The sequence below is a fragment of the Adhaeribacter swui genome (assembly GCF_014217805.1).
Taxonomy (GTDB): domain Bacteria; phylum Bacteroidota; class Bacteroidia; order Cytophagales; family Hymenobacteraceae; genus Adhaeribacter; species Adhaeribacter swui.
In genome coordinates, this window is sequence record NZ_CP055156.1 from 553,595 (window position 1) to 576,526 (window position 22,932).

General features: G+C 42.1%; 18 protein-coding genes. 4 read left to right on the forward strand and 14 right to left on the reverse strand.

What is annotated here, in order from left to right; translation table 11 throughout:
• Positions 1-321 precede the first annotated feature (321 nt).
• A complete protein-coding gene (locus HUW51_RS03470) occupies positions 322-2,742 on the forward strand; it encodes a glycoside hydrolase family 31 protein (protein ID WP_228466925.1) in 2,421 nt (806 codons plus the stop codon).
• Positions 2,743-2,810: 68 nt separating this feature from the next.
• Here HUW51_RS03470 and fbaA read toward each other — a convergent pair whose 3' ends face one another.
• Both fbaA and HUW51_RS03480 read right to left on the reverse strand, forming a co-directional pair.
• The gene (fbaA, locus tag HUW51_RS03475; RefSeq protein WP_185272606.1) at positions 2,811-3,887 is read right to left on the reverse strand and encodes a class II fructose-bisphosphate aldolase; all 1,077 of its coding nucleotides are present in this window, start codon (positions 3,885-3,887) and stop codon (positions 2,811-2,813) included.
• Between the two features lie 188 nt (positions 3,888-4,075).
• The gene (locus tag HUW51_RS03480; RefSeq protein WP_185272607.1) at positions 4,076-5,419 is read right to left on the reverse strand and encodes a 1-acyl-sn-glycerol-3-phosphate acyltransferase; all 1,344 of its coding nucleotides are present in this window, start codon (positions 5,417-5,419) and stop codon (positions 4,076-4,078) included.
• A 501-nt stretch (positions 5,420-5,920) separates the two neighbouring features.
• Between HUW51_RS03480 and HUW51_RS03485 the strand changes: the two genes are divergently transcribed.
• Positions 5,921-7,249: an ammonium transporter gene (locus tag HUW51_RS03485; RefSeq protein WP_185272608.1), complete on the forward strand. Its 1,329-nt coding sequence runs from the start codon at positions 5,921-5,923 to the stop codon at positions 7,247-7,249.
• 85 nt (positions 7,250-7,334) lie between these two features.
• Here HUW51_RS03485 and purU read toward each other — a convergent pair whose 3' ends face one another.
• From purU to HUW51_RS03505, 4 genes are all read right to left on the reverse strand, one after another.
• Positions 7,335-8,165: a formyltetrahydrofolate deformylase gene (gene purU / locus HUW51_RS03490; RefSeq protein WP_185272609.1), complete on the reverse strand. Its 831-nt coding sequence runs from the start codon at positions 8,163-8,165 to the stop codon at positions 7,335-7,337.
• Positions 8,166-8,255: 90 nt separating this feature from the next.
• Complete coding sequence (locus HUW51_RS03495; protein ID WP_394353952.1) at positions 8,256-8,807, reverse strand: HEAT repeat domain-containing protein; 552 nt, start codon at positions 8,805-8,807, stop codon at positions 8,256-8,258.
• Positions 8,808-8,886: 79 nt separating this feature from the next.
• Positions 8,887-9,189, reverse strand: coding sequence for a Dabb family protein (locus tag HUW51_RS03500; protein ID WP_185272611.1), 303 nt, complete (start codon positions 9,187-9,189; stop codon positions 8,887-8,889).
• A 716-nt stretch (positions 9,190-9,905) separates the two neighbouring features.
• Positions 9,906-10,655 (reverse strand): copper homeostasis protein CutC, encoded by a 750-nt coding sequence (locus tag HUW51_RS03505; RefSeq protein WP_185272612.1) that lies wholly within the window; start codon positions 10,653-10,655, stop codon positions 9,906-9,908.
• 194 nt (positions 10,656-10,849) lie between these two features.
• Between HUW51_RS03505 and HUW51_RS03510 the strand changes: the two genes are divergently transcribed.
• On the forward strand, positions 10,850-11,947 hold the full coding sequence (locus HUW51_RS03510; RefSeq protein WP_185272613.1) for a mechanosensitive ion channel family protein: 1,098 nt from the start codon (positions 10,850-10,852) through the stop codon (positions 11,945-11,947).
• Here HUW51_RS03510 and HUW51_RS03515 read toward each other — a convergent pair.
• Both HUW51_RS03515 and HUW51_RS03520 read right to left on the reverse strand, forming a co-directional pair.
• Positions 11,944-13,785 carry a glycosyltransferase gene (locus tag HUW51_RS03515; protein WP_228466926.1) on the reverse strand — a complete coding sequence of 614 codons (1,842 nt, stop codon included), beginning with the start codon at positions 13,783-13,785 and terminating at the stop codon, positions 11,944-11,946. The two genes, HUW51_RS03510 and HUW51_RS03515, sit on opposite strands and share 4 nt — an antisense overlap.
• 175 nt (positions 13,786-13,960) lie before the next feature.
• Positions 13,961-14,578, reverse strand: coding sequence for a deoxynucleoside kinase (locus HUW51_RS03520; RefSeq protein ID WP_185272614.1), 618 nt, complete (start codon positions 14,576-14,578; stop codon positions 13,961-13,963).
• Between the two features lie 211 nt (positions 14,579-14,789).
• Here HUW51_RS03520 and HUW51_RS03525 point away from each other — a divergent pair, with 211 nt between their 5' ends.
• Entirely contained in the window at positions 14,790-15,539 is a 750-nt protein-coding gene (locus HUW51_RS03525) for a hypothetical protein (RefSeq protein WP_185272615.1), read from the forward strand.
• A 120-nt stretch (positions 15,540-15,659) separates the two neighbouring features.
• Here HUW51_RS03525 and HUW51_RS03530 read toward each other — a convergent pair whose 3' ends face one another.
• The 6 genes from HUW51_RS03530 to HUW51_RS03555 all read right to left on the reverse strand — a co-directional run bounded on the left by HUW51_RS03530 (position 15,660) and on the right by HUW51_RS03555 (position 22,823).
• Positions 15,660-18,536, reverse strand: coding sequence for a TonB-dependent receptor (locus tag HUW51_RS03530; RefSeq protein ID WP_185272616.1), 2,877 nt, complete (start codon positions 18,534-18,536; stop codon positions 15,660-15,662).
• Between the two features lie 571 nt (positions 18,537-19,107).
• Positions 19,108-19,680: a nicotinate (nicotinamide) nucleotide adenylyltransferase gene (gene nadD / locus HUW51_RS03535; RefSeq protein WP_185272617.1), complete on the reverse strand. Its 573-nt coding sequence runs from the start codon at positions 19,678-19,680 to the stop codon at positions 19,108-19,110.
• On the reverse strand, positions 19,677-20,261 hold the full coding sequence (gmk, locus tag HUW51_RS03540; protein WP_185272618.1) for a guanylate kinase: 585 nt from the start codon (positions 20,259-20,261) through the stop codon (positions 19,677-19,679). The genes nadD and gmk overlap by 4 nt, the downstream gene beginning before the upstream one ends.
• 6 nt (positions 20,262-20,267) lie before the next feature.
• Positions 20,268-20,546 (reverse strand): zf-HC2 domain-containing protein, encoded by a 279-nt coding sequence (locus HUW51_RS03545; RefSeq protein ID WP_185272619.1) that lies wholly within the window; start codon positions 20,544-20,546, stop codon positions 20,268-20,270.
• Between the two features lie 118 nt (positions 20,547-20,664).
• On the reverse strand, positions 20,665-21,273 hold the full coding sequence (locus tag HUW51_RS03550) for a sigma-70 family RNA polymerase sigma factor (protein ID WP_185272620.1): 609 nt from the start codon (positions 21,271-21,273) through the stop codon (positions 20,665-20,667).
• A 230-nt stretch (positions 21,274-21,503) separates the two neighbouring features.
• Positions 21,504-22,823, reverse strand: a complete 1,320-nt coding sequence (locus tag HUW51_RS03555; RefSeq protein ID WP_185272621.1) for an O-antigen ligase family protein — start codon at positions 22,821-22,823, stop codon at positions 21,504-21,506.
• Positions 22,824-22,932 lie beyond the last annotated feature (109 nt).

The window sequence follows — 22,932 nt, forward strand, 5'->3', positions numbered from 1 at the left end:
TTTTTATGAATTATTCCTATTTGAATATTAAATAATCAAAAAATACTATATATATTCGTTAAATTTCTTCTGGAAAGGAAACATTCCAAAGAAGTATAATACGAAAAATTGCGGGTACTACTTACTTTTAATAACAACAAATATTTAGTTGTAATCTAAATATCAACCGAATTATGGCTAATGTATTTAATAATCCTTTATTTTTTTTACGAATTTAATAAAGAAATATCAATTCAAATAAATAATTTAAAAAATTATTATTTTTTTCTGCGCCAAATCTACTCCTCCTCCAACCAACTTAAATAATTCTAATACAATTATATGGAAAATATAATCCAAGAAGGTAATTACATGTTAAATGACCTGGCAAACAAAAAAGGAGAACTGTTTGCCGGTGCTATACTGGATTGTAAATACGAAAATAATGACTTTTACTTTTACTGCGAGAATAATGTTATTTTACACGTTAAAGCAGTAACCGATAAAATTATCCGGTTCCGGTATGCCGTTGATGGCGATTTTCCACGGGATTTTTCTTATGCCCTATCGGAAACTTACCAACCCGAAAAGCCTACTTTAGAATTTAAAGAAAAACCCGACCATTACCGCATTACTACCAACCGCATTATAATTACCATCTGGAAAGAAAATCTCTCAGTTAGAATACTCGATAAATCGGGTACGATTTTAATTGAAGACGAAAGAGGTTTCCACTGGGAATACGACCGCGAAACTGGCAACGACATTGTAAAAATAAGCAAAAAGGTACAAGGCGGCGAGCATTATTACGGGCTCGGCGATAAAGCTTTTAACATGAACCTGCGGGGTAAACGGGTGCAAAACTGGGGCAGCGACACTTACGGTTATGGTAAAAACTCCGACCCGCTTTACAAAAATATTCCGTTTTACATTGGCTTGCACCAGAAAATTGCGTACGGCATGTTCTTCGACAATAGTTTCCGGAGTTATTTTGATTTTGCCGCCGAACGCAGCAATGTAACCAGCTACTGGGCCATGGGTGGCGAAATGAATTATTACTTTATTTACGGACCCGAGTTAGTAGAAGTAACCGCCCAGTACACCAATTTAACTGGCAAACCGGAATTGCCTCCCTTGTGGGCTTTAGGTTATCACCAGTGTAAATGGAGTTATTACCCCGAGCAGCGGGTAAAAGAAATAGCAGCCGGTTTTCGCGATCGGCAAATTCCCTGCGACGCCATTTACCTGGATATTGATTACATGGAAGGTTTCCGGTGTTTTACTTGGAGCAAAGATCGTTTTCCAGAACCCAAACGCATGGTACAAGAACTGGCGGATGACGGTTTTAAAATGGTAGTTATTATTGACCCGGGCATTAAAATAGACAAAGATTACTGGGTTTATCAAGAAGGCCTAGCCAACGATTATTTCTGCCGACGGGCTGACGGCCCCCTCATGAAAGGTTCGGTATGGCCCGGGCTTTGCAATTTCCCGGATTTTACGCGCCCGAATGTGCGCGAATGGTGGGCCGGTTTGTTTAAAGATTTATTGGCTAGCGGCATTAAAGGCGTTTGGAACGACATGAATGAACCCGCCGTGTTTGAACAAGGCACTTTCCCGGATGACGTTCGTTTTGATTATGATGGGAATTCGTGCAGCCATAAAAAAGCCCATAACATTTATGGCATGCAAATGGCCCGGGCTACCAACCAGGGAGTAAAAAAATACGCTTACCCCAACCGGCCATTTACCATAACCCGTTCGGGTTATTCCGGGGTGCAGCGTTTTGCCGCCACCTGGACCGGCGATAACATTGCCAGTTGGGAACACATGTGGCTAGCCAACATTCAATGCCAGCGGTTAAGTATTTCGGGCTACTCGTTTGCCGGCTCCGATATTGGCGGATTTATTGATACTCCTTCCGGCGAATTATACATCCGGTGGCTGGCTTTAGGAGTATTTCATCCTTTTTGCCGGACCCATTCTTCCGGCGACCACGGCGATCAGGAACCTTGGTCGTTTGGCGATGAAAATACCAATTTGGCCCGGAAGTTTATTCAATTGCGCTACCAGTTTATGCCCTACATGTATACTACCTTTTGGCAGTACGTCACCTACGGCACCCCCATGTTAAAACCTTTGGTTTACCTGGACCAATACGACTCGGAAACGTACCTGCGCATGGCTGAATTTGGGTTAGGCGAAAATTTGCTGGTTTGCCCCATTACCCAGCCCGAAGCCGATGGGCGCTGGTTGTATTTACCGCGAGGCAACTGGTATTATTACTGGACCGATGAAATAGTGGCGGGCGGCAAAGAAGTTTGGGCCGAAGCCAAGTTAGACCGGATACCGCTGTACGTGCAGGCCGGCGCTGTTATTCCCATGTACCCGGTGCAGCAATACGTCGGGGAAAAAGCAATTGAAGCGTTAACGTTACACGTATACCACAAAAACGGAGCACACCAAAGCACGTTGTTCGAAGATGCCGGCGATGGCTATGGCTACCAAAACGGAGATTGTATGATAAAGAAATTTGCTACAGTGGGCACCACGCAAAGTTTAAACTTACAGCAAACCGCCACCGGTAATTTTACGCCTACTTACAAAGTTTGTAAAATTGTGCTCCACGGTTTACCTTTTGAAATAACTACAGCCGAATTAGATGAGCAAACCATTGCCTTAAGCCAGATTACAAAAGACGATGCTTTACAAACTTACACCCTTCTGGTAAACGCAAACTTCCAGAGTTTAACCATTAGGTAATTGCCGAAAATTTAAAAAAGAAGCCACTGAATAATTCCAGTGGCTTCTTTTTTTAAATTTTTTAATTTTTAGTTGCGGTTTAAAGCATTTAAATCTTCAAAAGCTTCTTTTAAACGGGCGATAAAGTTCTTTTCGCCTTCGCGTAACCACACCCGAGGGTCATAGAATTTTTTGTTCGGGCTATCTTCGCCATCGGGGTTACCAATTTGCGCTTGCAGGTAGCCTTTTTTGTTTTCGTAGTAATTCCGGATACCATCCCAGAAAGCCCATTGCATATCGGTATCGATATTCATTTTAACGGCACCGTACTCAATAGCTTCTTTGATTTTGTGTTTTTCGGAGCCAGAACCGCCGTGGAAAACAAAGTTTACCGGGTTTGGCTTAGTACCAAATTTTTGCTGAATAAACTCTTGCGAATTTTTTAAAATTTCGGGACGCAACTCAACGTTACCGGGCTTGTAAACACCATGTACGTTACCGAAAGCTGCCGCAACGGTAAAATGATCGCTAATGGCTTTTAAAGTTTCGTAGGCATAAGCTACGTGCTCGGGCTGGGTGTATAAGTGCGAAGCATCTACATCCGAGTTATCAACGCCGTCTTCTTCGCCGCCGGTTACTCCCAGTTCAATCTCCACGGTCATGCCCATTTTATTCATGCGCTCTAAATAACGGGCGCAGGTTTCAATGTTTTCCTGAATTTCTTCTTCAGATAAATCGAGCATGTGCGAGCTGTATAATGGCTTACCGTGCTGGGCGTAAAACTTCTCGCCGGCATCTAATAAACCATCAATCCAGGGTAATAACTTTTTAGCGGCATGGTCGGTGTGTAATACAACCGGCACTCCGTAAGCTTCGGCCATTAAATGCACGTGATGCGCCCCGGAAATACCACCGATAATAGCGGCTTTTTGTCCTTCGTTGCTTAAGCCTTTACCAGCAAAATACTGGGCACCGCCATTCGAAAACTGAATGATGACCGGGGAATTTACGGCCTTAGCCGTTTCCAGCACCGCATTAACGGTTTCGGTGCTAATTACGTTTACTGCCGGAAGGGCAAAGTTATTTTCGTTGGCATAATTAAATAAGGCTTGCACATCGTCGCCGAATAATACGCCCGGTTTAAATTTGGTCATCACGTCACTCATTGCTTAAAATATAATTAATAAAGGTTTATTGAACTGTTAGGAAAAGGATAGTTGGTTTAAATTAATTTTTTCTAATTAAACCAGCGCAATACTACTTTTTTTTATTCAAATTAAAAATTTATGCTTTTACTTTTCAATAAAATAACTCATTTACTAAAACAAAGCTGCTTTTTACAGAAAGCAACTACTTAAATTTTTTGTAAGTACTGCTGGCGGGCAAGGTCTAGCTCCGCAATTAACAACTCCCGCTGCTGCATTAAATTGCTGATTAATTTACGTTGGCTAAAAAATAAAGTCTGAAGCTTTAAAGTGGCTTGCACCTTTTTTATTTGCTGGTAATAATAAAGCACAAAAAAACCAGCAACGGGCAATAACAGTAAAAAAAGGAGCAGTAAAATTAAGGAATGGGTTAAATACCAGACAATAAACCCTTCAAGAAAGTAAAACAAAGGAAAGGTAAATATACCGGTACTCAACAGAATAGGCGCTACAAATTCTTCTTCCTCGGTTAAGGCCTTGGCTACTTTAGCCGGAATAATGTAAGGCAGGTAGTTGGTTAATAAACCTAACAGGTACAAAGGAAACCCGAGCACAAAAAATATTCCGGAGGTAAACAGCCACTTTCCTAAATGGCGTTTTCCAGTAGAATCGTAAAAGAGCTGATCTTGTAAACCTAATTGATTTAATTGGCTTAGATAAGCGGTTAGTTTTTCCTGGATTTTATTTATTCGTTCCGGCTCAGATTTTTTAAAAAATTCTAAACTGGAAACAATATGCCGGGTAAGCTCAAATTCTTCGGCGCTGTTATTTACCTGGTGGTCTGTAACGAGCTTATTTTTAAAAACGGCCTCTACTTGCTTCACTAAAGCATCGTCTTCTTGGGAATAGGTATGAATCACCTGTGCTTCCAATGCTTCCCGGATTTGTCCGGTTAATTGTTTTACTGCCTCGCTCGGATTATGCTGGTATACCGCCGCCCACTGACTTACCGCTATAGGAGCTGCCACCGAAATAAATAACCGGGAACGAAAGCGGGTGGGTTCTGCATAGTTTAAGCCAACGGGGAGTATGGTTACGGGTTGGTTAAAATTACTCCGGGCGGCGGCTCCCAGGGCAATTCGGGCAGCGCCGGTTTTTAATGGGCGTAGCCGGCGTTCATTAAAACTGTTTCCTTCCGGAAAAATCAACAAAGTACCTGCGGCCTGTAAAAATTGATAGCATTTTTCAAAAGTTGCTTCATTGGCGCCCGCAGTAGCATTTCCGTCTTCGCGGCGATAAACCGGAATTAAATTCATTTTGCCGAGTAGCCACTTCCGGAAAGGCGTATTAAAAACGGTACTCTTGGCAATAAAGTAAACTTCTTGTTGAAATAAAGAAGCAATAACAATCGGGTCCATAAAAGTATTGGGGTGGTTAGCCACCAAAAGCAATGGACCCTTGGTTGGCAGCGAGCCAGGTTGTTTTATTTCTATTTTGCTGTAAAAAATTTTTAAAGCAACCCGAAAAATAAGCTTCAGAATAAAATACCCCATACTTGGCAAATTAACTACCCTACTAATTACTATACTAAACTGTACTAATAAGTAATTACTATTATTAAGGTTTAGGCAATGCTACATATTTACTACAAAGCTGGCAGTACAACGTAATTTAACTTACCTCTGTAGTAGCAACCCGGTTTATCTAAAATCAGCATTTTATTCCTGTTTACTTTCTATAGTCTATATACCCAGAAGCAAAAACGCATTTAATTCTAAAAAACCACACTATATTTAATAAGCAATTTTGATTTATCAATAAATAAAACGCAACACCTCTTAATTATTAAGCACCCAAACAACAAACAAGTTTATATTTAATCTACAAATCTCATTATTTAAGTATTTTTAACCTATTACACCTATTTACAAAGGCATTATTCACTATTAATGTACATTTTTTAAAAATTTGCCTCTAAAAATTAGGTATTAATTTAAAATTATTATTATGTTTGAATCGTACATCAACTATTCATCACATCTAATTAATTACCCATGAAAGAAAAATTATCTATCGTTCCCTTTTCCATGCTGGTTATTATCAGCGTACTGGGTGTAGCCTTGTCGGGAGTGCCCGGCAGCATGCCAACGGAAGATTTAAATTCGGGCGACGTAGCCTGGATGCTGGCAGCAACAGGTTTGGTTTTATTAATGACTCCGGGTTTAGCCTTATTTTACGGAGGCATGGTAAATGCTAAAAATGTTATTTCAACGATGTTGCAGAGCTTTATCTGCATGGGTGTTATTAGCATTTTGTGGGTAGTTGTGGGCTTCAGTCTGGCTTTCGGCGACTCTATTGGTGGTTTTATCGGCGACCCGCGCACGTATTTTATGTTTAATGGCGTACTCGAAAGCAAGCCTTGGCCTTTAGCTGCCACTATTCCGTTAGTGTTATTTGCTTTCTTCCAATTAAAATTCGCGGTTATTACCCCGGCGCTTATTACTGGCTCTTTTTCCGAAAGAATTCGCTTTACTTCTTATATCTTATTGGCCTGCTTGTTCAGCATGTTTATTTACGCTCCTATTGCGCACTGGACCTGGCACCCACAAGGTTTCTTATTTAACATGGGCGTTTTAGACTTTGCCGGTGGTACTGTAGTACACATTTCGGCTGGTTGCGCCGCTTTAGCTTCTGCTATGTATTTAGGTAAACGCAAAACCGATCAGATGCACACTACTCCGGCTAACATCCCGTTTGTATTAATTGGTACCGGTTTATTATGGTTTGGCTGGTTTGGTTTTAACGCCGGTTCGGCTGTTAGCGCCAGTGGTTTAGCTGCTTCGGCTTTTGCTACCACCAACACAGCCGCTGCTGCTGCTGGTTTAGCCTGGATTTTATTTGATGCATTCCGGGGCAAAAAGCCTTCGGCTATGGGCTTCTGTATTGGCGTAGTAGTTGGTTTAGTGGCCATTACTCCTGCTGCCGGCTTTGTAGGTATTTCGGTAAGTATCTTTATTGGCACCATTGCCGCTATTATTAGCAACCTGGCTGTTTCCTGGAGAGGCAGAACCAGCTTAGACGACACCCTGGATGTGTTTCCTTGCCACGGTATAGGTGGTATGGTAGGTATGTTAATGACTGGTATTTTTGCACACCAAGGCATTAACCCCGGCAACACTACCGGTAACGGTTTATTCTACGGCGAAACCAAATTGTTCCTGATTCACTTAACGGCTTTGGGCATTGTAGTGGCTTTCTCTTTCCTGGGTACTTTTGTTTTATTGAAAATTACTGACCTGATTTCACCGCTACGCGTATCACCAGAAGACGAAAGCATTGGTTTAGATGTATCGCAACACGAAGAAAAATTATTAGTAGCCTAGTTTTAACATTTTAATTTATAAAACAAAGCGGGGCGCCAAATCTGGCGCCCCGCTTTGTTTTATAAACTCCTGGAAAATATATTTTTTAAAAAATAATTGTTTTGTTGCCGCTTACGAACACCTTATCGGCAAAAACCAGTTTTAAAGCTTGCGCCAAAACAATCTTCTCGACATCCCTGCCCGACTGCGCCATGTCGCGGGCGCTGTGCGAATGGTTTACCTGAATTACGTTTTGCGCTATAATGGGTCCCTCATCCAGTTCGTTGCTCACAAAGTGCGCCGTGGCGCCAATAATCTTTACCCCGCGCTCGTAGGCTTGCTTATAAGGATTAGCCCCAATAAAGGCTGGTAAAAATGAATGATGAATGTTAATGATCTGTCGGGGAAACCGGCTGACAAAAGCCGGATTTAATACCCGCATGTATTTAGCCAACACAATATAATCGGGCTGGTAGCTTTGCACAATCTGCATCATTTCGGCGTCGTGGGCTTCGCGGGTTTTGCCTTCGTGAGTTACATAATGGAACGGTATACCGAAACGGGTTACCAAGGGCTCTAATACGTCGTAATTCCCGATTACCGCCAGAATGTTCGCCTGCAAATCGTTAAACTCGTAGCGCAATAATAAATCGCCGAGACAATGATGTTCTTTGGTAACCAGTATAACAATATTTTTCTTTTGCTGCGGCAGCAGTTGTATGATTACGCCGGCGGGTAAAACCATGTACAGTTCGGCAGTTACTTGTTCTACCTGTATTTCGCCCTCTACTTCGGCGCGCATGTAAAAATGATTTAAGGTATTATCTACAAACTCATCGTTGCTGATAATATTTAAATTATGCTTAAAAACCACGCGGGTAATGTCATAAATCAACCCTTTCCGGTCGGGGCAATCAATGCGTAAGGTGTAAATCATTTTATCGAATTATAACACAGGTTGGAGTGTAGTAATGATTAAGTACATGAAGTAAGTTAGGCGAAACTTTACTTATACATGGCGTTGTAATTAGTAATTTGTTTCACCAGAAATAATTTTAGTAGCAACCATTTTTAAATAGTCATCTTCATTATCAACAAATTTTACTGCTAGCTGAATGGCTCTTAAAGGATTTATTAAATTTAAACTGAGCAAGGCTCTCCTTTTAACATAATTGTCTTCATCCTCAATTATTAAATTACTTAAAATTTCATCTCTGTTTTTTAAGTTTATTCTTCCGAGTAGTTCCGCAATTTGCCATCTTGCTTCGGGTTGATTTGATTTTATAACCAATTCAATGAAATCCTTATAGTTCTTTAATCTTCCTTCTATTTTTTCAAGAACCCCTTCAGCTTCATTATCAATGGCAAGCGCTTGAATTAGAATTTCTGCAGTTTTATAGTCAAAGTGTTCATTTAGCTTGAATATTGCTTCATCTATTGCTTTTTCTAATTCCTTCCATCCTGGATATAACCCTTCCCACTCTCCGTATCCTCTATTTTTAGAGTAGTCTTCTGGAGACATTTCTGCCCATTGCCAAAATTTTAAAATTTCAGTTTGGATATCCAAAATTTTTATCACTTGTATCAATTACAACAATCAAATAGCATACGCACGAAAAAGCCTTCTGCTACAAACAGAAGGCTTTTAAATTTTTAAATTATACTGTTTCCGAATCGTAAATCTGCACGCGCTCCCAGTACTGCTTGCAGGTATCCACAAAATTCAGGTGAATAGGATCCACCTGGTAAGCATCGTGATCGGCCAGATTTTCAAAAACCAGCAACAACGAATACGAATAAGACCGATCAATAACCGGGCGGTCGGTAGAGGCCGGTTTTCCTACATCGCCTAATTTTACATACTTTATGGGCAACAGCGATTTTACGCCCGCCTCAAAGGCTGCTTGCTGCTCTTGGTTTAATTCGGGTTTTAAAAAGAAAAATACGTGGTGTACAAACATAACTGGCAGATTAATGATGAATATGGCCGGCAATTTATAGGTTTCTGAAAATATTGCCTACTTAATTTTTAAAATCTAAATAGTTACAGGATGTTCGTTGCTCGTTATTCGTTGTTCGTTGCTCGTTGCTGAATTAGTAAAAAAATATTGACCAAACCCAGGTTAGCTTGTGTCCATCTATTTTAGCAAATACCCCAACAGAGTTTCTGAAGCGCTAAATCCTTATATACCATTAAATTTCATTAACCGTAAGCCGCAGAACTAATAATACATCTCTCATGTAAATCCCGCCAGCTTGTAGCTGGTGAATATTTATAAAAGGAAGTTTTCAACTTCCTGCCAGTTGAAAACTGGCCACTATCAATAACTCCCTTTACACTGCGTTAAACTGGAAGCAGGCAGAACAACTTTAATTTTCCTTAATCTACTATGCAACAGATAGCTTAAGCCAGGTGCAAGGATTGATGCTAAACTGTTCGAGCGTTCAGCGAGTTTTTAGCGTCTTGATTTTTTTGGTTCTTTTTGTATCAAGACAAAAAGAACAGAACCTCAACTATGAAACAACTTCAACTAGCAATCAGAACTAGTACAGCGGCTATGCGAACGAGAACTTTTTAAGCTAAGTTGATTATTCGAAAGTCACGGAAGTAAATCCGCGCCATAGTGAGGATTTAACTTGATGGCTATTGGATAAGCACCTGATAACAGCAATTCACTTAACTCGTTTGCAAGGCTTTTTGAGTTTGAGCTACTTTGTGGGCGCTGGTAAAAGCTAATTCATACTCAGGTACACGGAGTTCCCCACCCATAAAAGCATTATGGTTACGGTAAGTCATAGGGCTGGGTAATTTCTCGCGGGCGGTTAAGTGAAATTCCACGGCGCCAGTTTCGCGTTTTAACCGGGCAATGTTACGGTTGGTGATGCCGCCACCCGGCATAATAATAATTCTTCCAGCGGCTTGCTGAATTAACTGCGCAATAAGTTCTGAACCTTCTAACGCTGACTTTTCCAGGCCCGAAGTTAAAATCCGTTCCACGCCTAACGCTATCAACTGCTCAATGGCCCCAAAAGGATCAGCTACCATATCAAAAGCCCGGTGAAAAGTAATCTTCATGGGGCGCGCCTGCTCAATTAAAGCGGCCGTACGCGCTATATCAATGCTGCCGTCAGCTTGCAGAATACCAATAACCACGCCGTCGGCACCTAAACTCTTTATTACTTCTAAATCGTGCTGCATTACGGCAAACTCCTCATCGGAATAACAGAAATCGCCACCCCGGGGTCGTAAAATTACGTGAATAGGAATATTTACTTGCTCACGGGCAATTTTTATACAACCCGCAGTAGGCGTAGTACCGCCCTCAAATAAATTAGCGCAAAGTTCTACCCGGGCTGCCCCTCCTTTCTCGGCTTCGCGGCACGAGGCTACCGAATCGGTACAAATCTCTAATAACAATTGATCCATTATAAAATTTAAAATTTTTAAAATTCTATGATTTGGTTGCATTAACACTAGCTAAAACAGCCAAAATAAAATACCTGCTATTTTTATAGTTCTTAACTGGCCATAAAAGTAAAACATTCGGGTATATTGTCGCGAAAATAAAGCAATTTCGTAGGACGATATATTAGTTAAAACCCAAAATCAAGATAAGCCAGATGGATTTAGGTTTACCAATTCCTTACTTGCTCGAGAAAGTTTTACATGCGGCCGGCTTAATTATCGGGAGCCTGGTGGTAGGGTTACTCTTTAATCTTTTAATTTTTAAAACGCTGGTTCTGTATAGCCGCCACCGTACGGAGGCCATTCTTATTTCATCGATCGTTAGGTTTGTGAAGCGGCCACTTGGTTATTTTTTACCGGTGCTGGTGTTTTCGTTTGTGGCCCCCTTAATGCCCTTAACCGGAGGCAGTTTTGAGGTAATGCGGCGCATTATTGAAACCAGTTTAATTATAACTTTTGCCTGGGTACTGATCAGGGCGGTTTATGTGTTTGAAGAAGTAGTCCGGAAGAGTTATCAAATATCCAAAGCTGATAATTTCCGGGAACGAAAAGTAATTACCCAACTGCAGTTTATTAAACGCTTAGTGGTAATTAGTATTGCTTTTGTGGCCCTATCGTTGGTGCTGATGAGCTTTGCCACCGTGCGTAAAATTGGCACGGGTTTACTTACTTCGGCGGGAATTGTGGGGATTATCGTGGGTTTTGCGGCGCAACGTTCGTTAGCCAATTTGCTGGCCGGTTTTCAGATTGCTTTTACCCAGCCCATCCGGATTGATGACGTGGTTTTATTGGAAGGCGAATACGGCAACATTGAAGAAATTACGTTGACTTACGTGGTGGTGCGCATCTGGGATCAACGCCGCTTGGTGCTGCCCATAAATTATTTTATCGAAAAACCTTTCCAGAACTGGACACGCTCGAACGCGGAACTACTCGGAACCGTTTATTTGTACCTGGATTATACTATTCCGGTAGATGCCGTTCGGGCAGAATTAGAACGTTTAGCTGCTGCTTCGCCGCTATGGGATAAGCGGGTTTGTAAACTGCACGTAACCGAATCAAAAGAAAAAACTTTGGAATTACGGGCTCTGGTGAGTGCTTCCAACTCCCCAAATGCTTTTGAATTACGTTGCGAAATCCGGGAGAAATTAGTGGCGTATATTCAGCAGAACTTCCCGGATAGCTTGCCCAAAACCCGGAACGAGGTACCGGCCGGAGCCGGTTCCTTGCGCCATAGTTTAGGCGATGCCTAGGTGTATTCTTTTTCCAGGGCCAACACGTAGGCCCGGTTATAATGCTTCCGCAGGTTTTTCCAATCAAACTCCACCGACGAATTTTCGACGCTGTTCCGCAACGAAATACGCTCCCGTTGGGTTAACCGCACGTAGTCGAATAAGTAATTAGTGAGTTGCGTTACCGCATCGTCGAAGCTCTTGTTCCGGCGCTTGATTACGTACGTACCCCGCGCGGTTTCTTCGTCTACTTGCCGGTTGGCCAGGTAATCGCCAAAGCCAGCCAAATCACTAGTTACAGCCGGTACGCCGCGGGCAATACATTCCAATGGGGTATATCCCCACGGCTCATAGTAGCTCGGGAAAATACCTAAGTGGCAACCCCGCACAAATTGCCCGTAATCTAAACCAAACAACGGGTTGGTAGCAGAAATAAAATCCGGATGGTATACAATCTTAACCCGGTCGTGGGCATTGTTAATTAAGTGCGCCGAACGTAAAAAATTTAAAATTTCATCGGAATGGTCGTGCACCAGGTTATGGGTTACTACACTGGGTAAGATATGCGTTTTCCAGGATTGTAAATTCCGACGGTAACGCAATTGCCAGTAATCGTCCACAAACTCACTCATGTTGGGCAGTTTAAAATCGGAGTTAGAAGCCGCGTAGTAAAACAGCTTTTCGCCAATTTGCCGCTCAATGGTCTCGCAGGTTTCCCGGATTTCCTGCATCATGGCCCGCGATTGCAGCACGTGGGCGTTAATGGAGGTATATGGTTGCTTGGTCACAAAAAACATAACCACCGTTTTCTTGATGCCGGCTTCTTGCATGCGGTAATTTAAGCGCGCCAGCGCCTCCAGGGTAACATCAAAACCTTTGTTGCGGTACTCGTACCGGCCCGAGGTAAAAAAATACAAAGTATGATCCAGGTCGAAAGGATAACTCTGGAAAAAATGCCCCATCACAAACTGGTGAATCTTCTCTTTAAACTGGGCATGCAGGTTTTGGAACTCGTGGATGGCCGTAAACCGCTCGATGTTTAAACCATTGGGCAACAACACATCCGGTATGCGATCGAGCAAAAAGATACACTCGCGCGCCGTAACCTGACTCACCGTACTAAAAATATGCGCGCCGTGAGCCGCAGCACGTTCTATCCTAACGGCTGTTTCTATGTTAAAATGCTGCGCTTCTTTCAGCCAGTTTACCGACGTTAAATTATCATAAAATGACGGATCGTTCATGGCCAGGTAACGGCCCAGTAAAGTAGCGTGCGTGGTAAACACAATTTTTAATTTAGCCTGATCCCGGCGCAAAGCAGGAATAGCACTACCCACCATCCACTCGTGAAAATGCGCAATCACCGGCCGATCGGTAATACCCGGCGAAATAAGTACCGACAGAAACACTTTAACCATATGACCAAAAGCAATGGTCTGGTTTAACAATTCGTCGTTATCCGGCGAAGGGATGTCGTGATCGGCGTAGAGTGCGTATTTAATTTCGCCGAGGCGGTCGTATACGCTATACGGGTTAAGCAACACTACCAGTGGGTTACCCGCCACAAGCCAATGCCCGAAATGCACTTCGTAGCCCATATTGCGCATTTTTAAAACGGCTTGGCCAAACGGACTGCTGTAATCATCGGTCGGTTCAAACTCGGCCGCAGCGGTTTTCGGAAAATAAGGCCCAATCAGAAAGTAACAACTCCCCCACTGATCAATCATCGACTGTACCTTGGTTTGAATTACAGTATAAATACCGCCTACCTGGTTACACACTTCCCAGGCAATTTCGGCTAACAACGCTTGCTTCAGCGCTTCTTCGTTTAACTTGGCAGGATAATTTAAATCTATCACGGGCAGATGGTTTAAATGTGGAAGTATACTCTTAAAGGTAAAAAATTACTCCAGATTATTACGGTAAATTGGCCCAAGTAGAAACTACTTTAGCGTATTAACCGCAAAAAAATTTGATTAACGGTTAAATCATGCTTCGGGATGTAAATTTTTTAAATTTTACATTTCCCGGGCTTTACCGGAATAAGCCGAATAACTCCAGATTTACTTTGTTTATAATAAAGCCTAAATCTTCAGGATTGGCTACAAAATCCAGCTTATTCACGTCAATTACAAGCAATTTCCCTAAATCGTAGTGGCTGATCCAGTTTTCGTATTGCTCGTTTAAACTGCGCAAATACTGAATGCTGATGTTGTTTTCGTACTCGCGGTTCCGTTTTTCAATTTGCCCGATTAATTTCGGTAAGTCGGCTTTTAAGTAAATTAACAGATCCGGGGGCGATACCAGGCTAATTAAAGACCGGTACAGCTCAAAGTAATTATCAAAGTCGCGCTCGCTCATCATCCCCGACTGGTACAGGTTGCGGGCAAAAATATAAGCATCTTCGTACACGGTACGGTCTTGCACCACGCTTTTTTCGGAGTGCTTAATTTGCTGCACCTGCCGGAAACGACTATTCAGAAAGTAAACCTGCAGATGAAAAGCCCAGCGGGGCATGTCGTCGTAAAAATCTTTCAGGTACGGATTGTTATCTACTATTTCTTCGAAGAGCGCCCATTTGTAATGCTGCGCTAATTTTTGCGCCAACGTGGTTTTACCAGCGCCAATATTTCCGACTATCGCAATATGCATAAATGCGTTACAGGTTGCACGTTACAAGTTGCCCGTTATACGGTAAAGAAGCGGTATTGGCTTGGGTTTTATCAGGTGGGAGGGTGAATTATTTTAAAAGATTGCCTATAGCTAGTGATTATAGAATTTTAATTGCAGGTGCTTCCAATTAATTGTAGTAATTGGATTAAGGCATGAAATACTCCTATATTTAAAAGTTTGTGGTAATTCTATGAAAATCCTGAAGACCATAGCTGCTTTATTGATTTGCTTTTCCTCTTTCAGACAAGGTAAAACCTTTTACAATATCATCAAACCAAATGGCGATACGACATTATGGTTTAAATATATAACTAAACGTGCAAATAAACTTTCACTCCCTCTGCTGGACAATACATTAGAATCTGAGCATGTTCGCATCTGGACCAATACGCAAGTTATTGACATTTGGCAAGACAACACGGGCAGCCTTTTTGGGAAACTTACAACATGGACAGACGAACACGTAGATAGAAATGAAGAGCCAACCAATCGAACTTTCATCAAATCAAAGCCTATAACATTTGATGCTGTGCGACTTTTAAGAAAGCTACTAACATTAAGTAATGTTTTGGTTCTTCCGACTGAGGATTCAATAAAAGGATGGCAGCAAGGATTTGACGGGATAACTTACATCATTGAACATTCAACAAAAGACACTTATTCGTTCAAAAGCTATTGGACGCCCAAAGCGCAAGGCTCCTTGAAAGAAGCTATGCTAGTTCAGGCATTTGTCGACAGTGCATTCAGTATAGTAAATGCGCAAACGTTTTGGCAAGAGTTTTCAAAGCAAATTCCTTTTGAGAGTTATTACAATGGAGGACCAGAAATTGCAATTAGAATCTTAACGGAAAAAGAGCAGAAGAAATATAAAAAAGAGCGAAAAAAATACCGGCAACAACAGCTTGGCAAAAGCAGATCGGCAAAATATAAATTAAAATAAATATCTTTTTAAAAACAGAAATTTTAATATACTGCTTTCGCCAAGTTGTTATCCGTTATAAATTATTTTCAGTTTGACACATCTTCTTTAGGAAACTCTTCAATTTATTTTTTAAATTTTTTAATTTATTGGAGCACCGCCCGGACCACCCGGACCAAAACCGCGATTACCAGGATTAAAGTCACCGGGACGGCGTTCGCGGTTACCGGGGTTGTTGGGAGTATTGCCGTTAGAATTGTTGCTGCCATTATACTGCCGAATGGTATAAGTAAACGACAGCATAAAATACCGTTGCAAAGTTCGGGTTTCTACGTCTTCGATATAAGTAGGCTGGATGTTGCGCTGGATGCTGTTGTTTTGTTTGAGTAAATCGTACACCACTAAGCGTAAATCGCCGTTGCGTTTCGGGAAAAACTTCTTGCCCACGCTCACGTTCCACAAACTGTAATTCTGGTTGTAATTGGCGCTTAAACCCGAGTAAATCCGCTGCGAAAAGTCGGATTGTAAAACCAAGCCTTTCCAGAAAATCCAGTTTACCCGCGCCCGGTTAATCAGCGTGTAATAATTATTATTCCGACCCACCGTTGCTGAGTTTTCCGTAAAATTCATGGTGCCGTTACTGGCCAAAGTAAAATCCAGGTTCTCACTGATGTTGCTGCTTAAAGTTAAGCCCACCCCGTAGGTTTGCGTGTAAGAAAAATTTAAAATTCCGTTTAAGTAACCCGGATTTTTGTTGTAGCCCGCATTGGCATCTACGTTTATATTGGTTTTAAGGGCTTTTACGGGAATACCGTAGTTCACAAACCCGGTAAAACTATACTGGCCGTTTACGTTGGTGGGCCTGGTAATCTGTTGGTTCCGAATAAGCGGTACGCCAAAAATAACTTCGGTAGAATCGGCAATAATGGTTTCGTTTACGATTGGGTTTTGATTAACCGAGGCATTTACGCCAACAAAAAAAGTACTGGCTTTTTCCAAGTTAGTAGCCGAATAACGAAAATTAACAAAATGCCGGTAAAACTGATTTAGGTTGGGATTACCTACCGTAAACCGCAACGAATCGTTGCTTAAAGTAACTACATCCTGCAATTGCTCTACCGTGGGCGGATTAGTGGCTCCCCGGTAAAACAGCCTAAAGTTTTTCTGCTTATTTATGTTATACTGCAACCGGGCATTCGGCACCACATTATGAAAACCCCTAGAAAAAGAATTAACAGTAGGAAACTCCCGCTTGTTATTTAGCTCCGAGTATTGGTACGAAGTATTAAAATTTAAATTTAGCTTGTTATCCTGCGTCCGGAAACGGTAGCCTACTCCCACCCGGTGCTGTGGATTAAAATTTAAGAAGGTGTTGGAAAAGCGCGGATCAAAGCCGGTATAGCCTTCTTCCTCGTCAATAAAGTTATAAGCCCTTCTATCCGATTCGTTGCGTTGAATGGTACCGGAGTAGTTAAACTGCAACTGACTGAATTTACTTAAAGGCTCAGAGTACGAAAGCGAGGGCGTCAAGCTCCAACCTTTTACCTCTTGGTCGTTGCGCTGGTTAATGGATATATATTCATCGGGGTTAAATTGTTCTGTTTCGGATTGGTTATAAGAATCCACATCGCGGTTATTCAGGGTAGTTCCTAAGCCAATTGAAAGCGTGCGGCCCCGTTTGGCAAACCGGTGCTGAAAAGTAAATTCGTTCGTAAAATTTAAACCCAGGGAGTTTGACTTACTTTGCCCCACAGTTTCGGTAACCTGCGAGGTATCCATACTCCGGAGGCGGTTAATACCCGCCAAAGCATCGCGGCCTTGCAAACTGAAGCGAGGGCGCATAAAAATAGTGTTGGCCGAGTCTATTTTGTATTCCAACCTAAAGTTTAACCGGTGGTTGTAGTTTTGATTGGAAGAGTTATTTACCTCACTTTCTGAGTTGTAAGGCAAGCGCTGGTTAACGACATACTGCAAAAAAGATTTCTCATAAGCATCGTTATCGGTATAATTGCCAAAATAACTGCCAGTAATTTCTAATTTTTTACCAATCTGGCCCGAGTAGTTTAAGCCTGCCGAATGGGTTTTGGTAATGCCGTTTAGCTGCGGCAAGGCAAAGTCGTTGCCACCGCTAAAACCACCACCGCCCGGTCCACCACCGCCTCTTCCACCCCGGCCACCTCCTCCACCGCCGCTGGAAACGCCAATTAAATCTTCGCCGGAAAAGTTTTGCTGATTGATGGAATTAGATTGCCCCAGAATAGTTAAGCGCTGACCGGGTTTAAAAAAATTTAAACTGCCGCCTACCTGATAGCGGGCATCGGTACCGGCTCCGGCGTACACCCGCCCAAACTGACCAGTTCGTCTATCGGCGCGCGTTACAATGTTTAGGGTTTTCACCCGAGTACCGTCATCAAACCCCGACACCCGAGCTTGCTCGCTTTGTTCTTCCAGAATCTGAATTTTATCAATTACTTCGGCGGGCAAATTATTTAAAGTGGCATTTACATCGTCGCCAAAAAACTCTTTGCCATCTACCAACACGCGTTGCACGTTTTCGCCCTGGGCTTTTACCTGGCCATCCTGTACGTTAATGCCGGGCATTTTCTGAATTAAATCGGTGGCATTGGCATCGGGGTTGGTTTTAAAGGCTCTGGCATTTAACTCGGTGGTATCGCCTTTTTGTACTGCCGTAGGCGTTTTGCCAATTACCTGCACTTCCTTTAATTGCCGAGTGTCGGCCGTTAAGGCAATAGTACCTAAATTTATCGGAGTATTCGTTAGATTAATAGAACGTTCGGCGGTTTGGTAACTCAGAAACGACACCCGGAGCAAATACCTGCCCGGCGTTTGCTGAAAAGCAAACCGGCCGGTAGCATTCGTTATAACCGCCGACTGCGTGGAATCGGGTAAACGGAGGAGCAACACGGTAGCACCCGGCAAAGCCGAATTATCCCGATTATCGGTTACGGTACCTTCTATTAGAAAAGACTGCCCCAGCACCGGAAGCGTTAATGCCAACAGCCAAAATGTAAACCATATTTTCATAGCATCAGAAACGGAACGTGAGTTTCTTGGATGCCTGGGAGTTAATAAAGTTTAATGCAGGAGCAACAAAATTGGTAAAATTAAAAAAATAACACCCTACTATGGCGCGGAAGTTACTTCCGTGACTTGCAACTCAGAGAAGTAAAAGCTCTCGTTCGCATAGCTGCTGCAGTCGCTTTATTTCTGAGTGAAGCTGTTTTATAGCTGAGGTTCTGTTCTTTTTGTCTTGATACAAAAAGAACCAAAAAAATCAAGACGCTAAAAACTCGCTGAACGCTCAAACAGTTTAGCGTCGTATTTTGCACCTGGCTAATACTATCTGTTGCATAGTTAGCTGGTAATTGTATACTGCATCTGGTCTAGGCTGTTTGTTGCATGGCATATAAAAATTAAAATACTATTAATCAAAAAGTTGTATTTAAGTACAAACCGATATTAATATACGTAATTAAATAAATTTAAAAATACAACACTGCATCTTAGATAAAGGGCATAAAAAAAGCAGGTTTTATCCTGCTACTTATTTACAACAATTCAGGGGTTATTACAACCAGAATTTTTTAAGTTTAATATAGTTTTCTACCTCTTCGGGTACCATGTAGGTGATGGATTTGCCTTGGTGTACGCAGTCGCGGATAAAGGTGGCCGAGATATCCAGCAGGGGAGCAGGTACCATTTTTACTTTGGGGTGCTCTTTTAAAGCGGATGGCGGCGTACCGGAACGGGGATACACGTAAACTTCAAAAAAATTTAAAATTTGCTCGTAGTTTTTCCATTTCGGGAAAGAGGGCAAATTATCTTCGCCCATGATCAACACAAACTCATAAGACGGATATTTATCCTGCAGGTAGGTAAGCGAATCTATGGTATAACTCGGCTTTGGCATTTTAAACTCAATATCCGATACGCCCAACCGGGTATTTTTATCAATAGCCAAGTTTACCATATGCAGCCGGTCGAACTCGTGCAACAGCGAGGCGCTGGCTTTAAACGGATTTTGCGGCGAAACTACCAGCCAAACGGCACTTAAATCGGTGTTGTTGGCCATGTAATTAGCTAAAATTAAATGACCGGTGTGAATGGGATTAAAAGACCCGAAAAGCAGGCCTACTTTCATACCACACGTTCTTCCACTCCCAGAAATTCGTTCACTAATTTTTCCGCTTTCCGGAACGCATCTTCCAGGTTGTCGTTTACAATTACTTTATCGAATTTATCTTCGAAACTCAACTCAAATTTAGCTTTAAATACGCGGCTGGAAATACTGGAAGCCGAATCGGTAGCCCGGGCTTCGAGCCGTTGGGCCAAGGCTTCGATGGAAGGAGGTTTTACAAAAACGGCCAGCGCCCGATCCTGGTAAAATTCTTTAATGTGCAACCCGCCTTTTACGTCTACATCCAGAATAGCATGCTTGCCGGTGCTCCAGATGCGTTCAATCTCTGATTTTAAAGTGCCGTAAAAAGCGCCTTCGTATACTTCTTCCCACTCTACAAATTCGTCGTTTTCAATTTTTCGACGAAAATCTTCGGGAGTAATAAAGTAATAATCTTTACCGTGCGTTTCGTTGCGGCCCCGTTTATCGCGGGTGCAGGCCGAAATAGAAAAACCCAAATGGGGATTAACTTGGAGTAAATGCTTTACAATAGTGGTTTTACCTGCCCCCGAAGGCGCCGAAAATATAATAATCTTACCTTGCATTCCGGATTAAACGGTTTCATGAATAACTGTTCTGATAGAGCCCATTAAATTGGCGGGCACCATTTTGCGCTTAATATGATCTTTTAAGAAAAATTTAAGTTGCTGGTGCTTATCGTGGGCTTTAAAACAGTCCTGGCAAGTTTCGAGGTGCTTAAAAAAATAATGACGATCTTCGGCAGTGGCTTCGCCGTCAATAATTACGTCTAATAACTCTACTACTTTCTCGCAGTCAGTTTTAGGACCTTCTTCGGTTAGGGCATGTTGCATGGTAAGGCTTGTATTCATGGGCGTTGGTGGTTGCGATTTTACTCGGGTTAGTTGTATAATTTACCTGGCTATTTCCTTGGTAACAAAAAATCCAAATAAAAATTTACAGCTTTATATATTTTTTTATTTTTTTTAATTACTCTTCGTCATTCTCTCCGTTATAGCCCATCGAACGGGCATATTTTTCTAGTTTTTCCTTTAAAAAGTTCCGGGCTCGGTGTAAACGGGAGCGAACCGTACCAATAGGTATGTCCAGAATTTTGGCCATTTCTTCGTACGTAAACCCTTCCAGGTCGCAGAGGATAATTACCGTCCGGAAATCGACGGGTAACGAATTAAGCGCACTAGCTACTTCGTCGCCGATTAATTCCTGCACGCTCTGCGAGCGCATATCCGAGGTAGTGGCAATCTCGCCGTCGCCATCTAAACCTTCCGAATTATAATACCCTTCTACTTCGCTGTAATCAACTTTAGCCGGCTGCTTACTTTTCTTCCTGAAATCATTAATAAACGAATTCTTTAGTATCCGGAACAGCCAGGCTTTAGCGTTAGTTCCGGGTTCGAAGTAATCAAAGAACCGGTACGCCTTCAGATAGGTCTCCTGAACCAGGTCGTTCGCATCGTCTTCGTCTAAGGTAAGTCTAAAAGCAAAGTTATACAGCGGGTCGATAATAGGCAGCAATTCTGCCTCGAACCGGGTATCTTTTTCTTGTTTACTTAGCTGATTGCTTCCTTGCTCGCTCATTTAACTTAATTTGAATGTTAAAAACCTATAAAACCTACCTTATACGTAAAACTACGATAACAGGCAGGTTACCGTTTAGTCCGTACGCCAATACCAGCCATACAGAAACAGGAATTTTAAAATAATTATCTGTTACCTCTATTTTCGGATTTAGTTACGGTCTCGTACGTAGCACGTACGAAAATAGCAGCAATAAGATATAACTAAGTGCTTTTCCGAGATATTTAAACTTATTTTATAGTTACTGGTGCGCCTTTTTCATTTACCCCAAACCGGTTTTGGGTTAATACGCGTTGTTCTTTTTGCACGATAAGCAGCAGATAAAAAAAGGCAAATAAATTTAAGCCCCGCTGCAGTTCAAAAAAAGAATCTACCAGCATAGCGGTGCCGCAGGTTAGCAAAAAAGCGCTTAAACACCAATCCTGCAGGCCCTGTAATTTATAAAACGGATACAGCAGTACGCCTAAAAATAAAATCAGCCCAATAATACCCGATCCCATCAGTATGTGCAAATACTGGTTATGAATCATTACTTGATTTTCTTTTTTTAAATTAAAATCCTGCACCGCATACTGGTTCCGCATTTCCATTTTAACATCGGCAAGGCCTACACCCACCAGGGCATTTTTTTTAATTACTGCAAAAGCTGTTTCCCAGGCGGCTAAACGTTGCGCAATGGAGTAATAATTAATATCCTGATGCTGCACGTAGCGCGAAATATCGGTCCGGGTATTTTCTACGCGAAACCGCACCGACTCCAAAGAAAAATAAGCTACCACCGGCACCGTAAATAATATTGCCAATAAACCAACTCCCAGCAAATACTTTTTTTTGGTTTTTATAAACCAAAAAATTTTAAAAATTAAAGTAACGTACAAAGCCAGTAAACCAGTGCGGTAAGCCAGAATATGCATGGATGTTACCAAAATCAGGGCACAAAGTAAAGCCAGGTATTTTTCTTTTTTTTGCCAGAATACCCACGGTGCCCGATAGATATAAACCGCAAAGAAAATGGATAAGGTCATCATCACGCCAAAATGAATATGAAAAATGCGGTTTATGGTAGGCGGATTCTGGCTGTGGGTAATCAGTTCGTTATAGGCTTGAATGTTGCTGAAATACTGCCCCATGGTGCCAATGGTGATAATGGTAGTGAGCAGCAAATAAAAGTAAAGCAGAATGTAAATTTGTTTCGCGCGCAAGGGTGGTAACAACCCACCGGCTACCGGAAATAAAAACAACCCCGCATACCGGTACACTTGCTTGCCCCAGTTATGGGCATCTTGGGTGTAAATAATACTCACCAGCAACAAACCATAAATTGCCGCTAAACCTAAAGCCGACCAGTTTTTAATTAAAATTTTAAATTTTTGGCTAAAATCGTTGGCGGTAAGCGCCAAAATAAGCAAAGCAACAGGCACGGCCGTAATCAGGGCACGGGAAAAGAACAGCCCAATCAGAAACAAGGCGCATAACCCAAAATACAGCCGCTGGGTTCGGGAATCTTGCGGTTCAAACAAAGTCCAGGGTTTAGTAACCGCAGTACGCATGCCGGGTGTTGCCGTTAAAGTAAAAAGAATAGGTATCGAAAAATAGCATAAGCAGGCACGAAGTTAATCAGGAACGCGGGATAAACGAAAGTCGCTTTACGGCGGTTAA